The organism is Luteibacter sp., assembly GCF_009912395.1.
Classification (GTDB): domain Bacteria; phylum Pseudomonadota; class Gammaproteobacteria; order Xanthomonadales; family Rhodanobacteraceae; genus Luteibacter.
This window is the reverse complement of the sequence record NZ_WNDO01000055.1, coordinates 1-4557: the sequence shown is the minus strand read 5'-3', so window position 1 is coordinate 4557 and position 4557 is coordinate 1. Positions and strand designations below refer to the sequence as shown.

Here is a 4557-nt window from a genome sequence, read left to right as displayed (position 1 = left end):
TTTGGTTAGCGGGTCGTAGGTGCTCTAACACCTGCGGCCCGCGCTTCTTACCGCTTACGAGCGATGGATGTTTGCCGACACGTGACATGAAACAGCAAACAACGCGAGCACGGTAGCAAATTACGTGTGTGCTTGCCTATGGAAGGATTCTCAAAAGTTACCTCACCGTCGTTCCTGCGCACGCAGGAACCCAGCGCCTCGGTTTACCAGCAACACGACGATGCTGCATCGGCTTTTGCGTAGGTAACGCACTCGCGACAACCCATCGCATCGCGCTGGGTTCCAGCGTTCGCTGGAACGACGTGGGGCGCGATCAGACGGTGACGATGACTTGGCCCGCTGCGCGGGATCGCGCGCAAGCGCGCTCCTACAAAAGTGATGACGCGGTGGTGACTCGATTTGCGGCTACATGACATCGACAGCTGGGAGATCGGTGCGGTCAATGTGCGTACCTTGCGTGCTCTGGCAGAATGAGCCTTGCACATAGGCACCGTGGCCATGCCGCCGGAGGAGCAAGGATGATCGAACACGTGAGCCATTCGTCGCGCGGTACAGGGCTGGTCCTGGCGGCGCTCATTTCTCCCTTTTCCGTTCCCTTGGTGATGTTCGTCCTATGGACGGCTATCGCGCTGGCGAACGGTGGTGGTTGGTCGTTTTCCGAGATGGGGGTGGTCTTCATGTTCGCGACGATCCCTCCGTTGGTGACGATGGTGGTCGTCGGGCTCCCGGTGGCCTTGTGGCTTCGCCGCATGGGATGGCTCAACGCGATGACCTTCTGCGCTTTCGGCTGTGTGGTCGGGGCGGTGGTCATGGCGGGCATGCTGTGGTTCTTGATCGGAGATCGACAAAAATCCGATGCGCTGGGCTGGGAAGCGCTGATCGGTGGCGGTATCGGGCTGCTCGTGGCGATCTCTTTCTGTCTGTTGGCCCGGGTGCCGGTGCAGTCACGGCCGGCGGGGGACGCCTGACCTGCCGGCCGACCCTGCGACGCTTTGCCCGGCGCCGGGGGCCGGGCGGGGAGTAAAATGGCGGGATAGCCACCGAACAGGCCGCCATCCATGAGCTTCCCCGCTGTTCGCATGCGTCGCATGCGTCGTGATGCTTTCTCCCGCGCCCTCATGCGCGAGAACGTGCTTACCGTGTCCGACCTGATCATGGTCGCCTTCGTCGTCGAGGGGCAGGGCGTGCGCCAGCCGGTGCCGTCGATGCCAGGTGTGGATCGGCTGTCGATCGACGAGTTGGTGAAGTTGGGTGAGGAGTGCGTGGCGCTGGGTATCCCGGCGCTGGCCCTGTTCCCGTCGGTGGACGGTTCGGTGAAGACCGAGGACGCCCGGGAGGCCTGGAACCCGGACGGCCTGTTCCAGCGCGCCACCCGTGAGCTGAAGAAGCGTTTCCCGGAGCTGGGCCTGATCGGCGACGTGGCGCTGGACCCGTACACCACCCATGGCCAGGACGGCCTGATCGACGACGACGGCTACGTGATGAACGAGCCGACGGTGGAGGCGCTGATCAAGATGTCGCTGGCCCAGGTCGAGGCGGGCATGGATTTCGTGGCGCCCTCGGACATGATGGACGGCCGCGTCGGCGCCATCCGCGAGGCGCTGGAGGATGCCGGGCATATCCATACCCGCATCCTGGCCTATTCGGCCAAATACGCGTCGAGCTTCTACGGTCCGTTCCGTGACGCCGTGGGTTCGTCGGCCAACCTGGGCAAGGGCAACAAGCACACCTACCAGATGGACGTGGGCAACAGCGATGAGGCCCTGCGCGAGGTGGAGCTGGACCTGGAAGAAGGTGCCGACGTGGTGATGGTGAAGCCGGGCCTGCCGTATCTGGACATCGTGCGCCGGGTGAAGGACACCTTCGGCGTGCCGACCTTCGTGTATCAGGTGAGCGGCGAGTACGCGATGATCAAGGCCGCCGCCCAGAACGGCTGGCTGGATGAGAAGGCCGTGGTGATGGAGTCGCTGCTGGCGATGAAGCGCGCGGGCGCCGACGCGATCCTGACGTATTTCGCCGTGGACGTGGCCCGCTGGCTGAAAGCCTGAGCGACCCGCCGGCCTGCTCTTCTGTAGGAGCGCGCTTGCGCGCGAACCCTCAGAATGGCTATGACGAATGAGGCCTTGCGGTGATCGGGCGAGCGGTTACAGCTCCCCCGATCACCGCAAGGCCTCGTCGTTTCAAAGGAGAGGATGAGGGTTCGCGCGCAAGCGCGCTCCTACAGGGCACGGCGTAGATGTGGGATAGGATGTCGTACGGTCGCCAGCGTCACGTTGTGGCCTAGTGCACATGTCGACGGCATCTCGCCACGGCCTGGCGTCCATGTCGGCCGCATCGCATGACATAATCCCGGGCGGTACGTCGGGAGTCGCTGGATGGACGGACATCATTTTCTCGAGACGGCAGTCGTCTTCCTCCTGGCGACGGTGATTGCCGTTCCGCTGACCAAGCGCTTCCGGCTCGGGGCGGTCCTCGGGTACCTGCTCGCCGGCGTGGTCATCGGGCCCTCGGCGCTGGGACTGGTCAGCGACACCGAGGGTGTCGCCACCATTTCCGATTTCGGCGTGGTGCTGATGCTTTTCGTCATCGGCCTCGAACTCTCTCCCTCCCGACTCTGGGTCATGCGCCGCGCGGTATTCGGCAGCGGCAGCCTCCAGGTCGTCGCCTGCGCCACGGCGCTGGGCGCCATCGGTTACTTCCTTTTCGGCCTCACCTGGAAGGCGGCGGTCATCGTGGGCGGTAGCCTGGCGCTGTCGTCGACGGCGTTCGGCTTGCAGATCCTTGCCGAGCGCAAGGAAGCGGGCACGGTCTACGGGCGTCAAGCGTTCGCGATCCTGCTGTTCCAGGACCTCGCGGCCATCCCGCTTATCGCGGCGGTGCCTCTGCTGGGTGGGGCGATCGCCCGCGACCCGCACGGCCCGGACCTGATGAGCGTGCTGCGCGTGGTGGGCACGATCTTCGCCGTGATCATCGGCGGTCGCCTGCTGTTGCGGCACGTGTTTCGTTTCGTCGCCCGCGCCAAGAGCACCGAGGTGTTCACGGCCACCGCTCTGCTGGTGGTGATGGGCACGGCATGGCTGATGGAAGTGGCCGGCATCTCCACGACGCTGGGGGCCTTCCTCGCCGGCCTGCTGCTGGCCGACTCGGAGTACCGCCACGAGCTGGAATCGAACATCGAGCCCTTCAAGGGCCTGCTGCTCGGCCTGTTCTTCGTCAGCGTGGGCATGTCGGTGGACCTGGCCTTGCTGGTCGCCAAGCCCCTGCTGATCCTGGGCATGGTGTTCCTGCTGTTGGCGGTGAAGGCGGCGCTGATCGTGCCGCTGGGGCGGCTGGTCGGGTCGCTCACCGGGGCGGATTCCGTGCGGTTGGCGGCGGTGCTGGCCAGCGGCGGCGAATTCGCCTTCGTGATTCTCAACCTGGCCCAGCAGAAGCGGTTGATCGACGACAGCCAGCGCGGGCTCATGGTGATGGCGATCTCGCTGTCCATGGCGCTCACGCCGCTGTTGGTGCTGGCGGCGTCGCGACTGGTGCACGAGAAGGTGCGCAAGCCCGATCGCGAGTTCGACCAGATCGAGACGGATACACCTCACGTCATCATCGCGGGCTTCGGCCGCATGGGGCAGATCGTGGCTCGCGTGCTGCGTGCGCAGGGTATCCAGTTCGTGGCGCTGGAAAGCTCGGTGGAGCAGGTGGAGACGTCGCGCCGTTTCGGCGGCACGTCGCTGTTCTTCGGTGATCCTGCGCGTCCGGAGATGCTGCGCGCGGCGCAGGCGGACAAGGCGGAGGTGTTTGTCATCGCCACCGACGATCCTGAAACCAATATCCGCACCGCGCGACTCATTCGTCGGCAGTATCCGCACCTGAAGATCGTGGCGCGTGCGCGCAACCGCCAGCATGCGTTCCGACTGATGGATATCGGCGTGGACGATCCCGTGCGCGAGACGTTCTATTCCAGCCTGGAAATGACGCGCCACGTGCTGGAGTCGCTGGACATGCCAGAGGATGTGGTCGAGAGCCGCATCGCTCGTTTCCGCAAGCTCGACGATCAGACGCTGCGTGCGCAGTACCTTGTGTACGACGACGAAGCCGCGCTGGTGCAGACCTCGAAGGAAGCGCTGCACGACCTCCAGCAGCTGTTCGAAGCCGACGCTGCCGAAGAGCGGGAGCGCACCGAGAAGTAGGAGCGTGCCCTGCGCGCTACTGTTGTTGGGCTGCGCTCGCGCTCTTGTATATGTCCTGCCTGATCTTGCCCCTGATTTACGGACACCTATCTAAGCGACATTGGCCAGCTCGTACTGCTCTGGGCTGAGGTAGCCCAGGGTCGAGTGCAGCCGGATCCGATTGTAGTCAACCTCAATGTAGTCAAACACATGAGCCTTGGCCTGCTCCCGTGTGGCGAGGTGTTCACCATGGATGGCCTCGACCTTCAGACTGTGGTTCCAACTCTCCATTGCTGCGTTGTCGTAGCAGTTGCCTCTGGCACTCATGCTGGCGATCAAAGCGTATTGCTCCAACAGGGCGCGGTGCTCGCGCGAGCAGTATTGGCTACCACGGTCA

The 4557-nt window shown here is 64.2% G+C and carries 4 protein-coding genes; 3 read left to right on the top strand and 1 reads right to left on the bottom strand.

The genetic code is table 11. The annotated features are described in order from the left end of the window. Positions 1-518: 518 nt before the first annotated feature. From GAK28_RS24830 to GAK28_RS24820, 3 genes are all read left to right on the top strand, one after another. Positions 519-968 carry a hypothetical protein gene (locus GAK28_RS24830; protein ID WP_291785625.1) on the top strand — a complete coding sequence of 150 codons (450 nt, stop codon included), beginning with the start codon at positions 519-521 and terminating at the stop codon, positions 966-968. Positions 969-1058: 90 nt separating this feature from the next. After that, complete coding sequence (gene hemB / locus GAK28_RS24825) at positions 1059-2048, top strand: porphobilinogen synthase (protein ID WP_291785623.1); 990 nt, start codon at positions 1059-1061, stop codon at positions 2046-2048. A gap of 327 nt (positions 2049-2375) precedes the next feature. Beyond that, on the top strand, positions 2376-4181 hold the full coding sequence (locus GAK28_RS24820; protein WP_291785621.1) for a monovalent cation:proton antiporter-2 (CPA2) family protein: 1806 nt from the start codon (positions 2376-2378) through the stop codon (positions 4179-4181). Positions 4182-4271: 90 nt separating this feature from the next. Here the strand turns inward: GAK28_RS24820 and GAK28_RS24815 are convergent. After that, positions 4272-4557 (bottom strand): IS3 family transposase (locus GAK28_RS24815; RefSeq protein WP_291783619.1); only part of this gene is annotated, 286 nt, incomplete at its 5' end.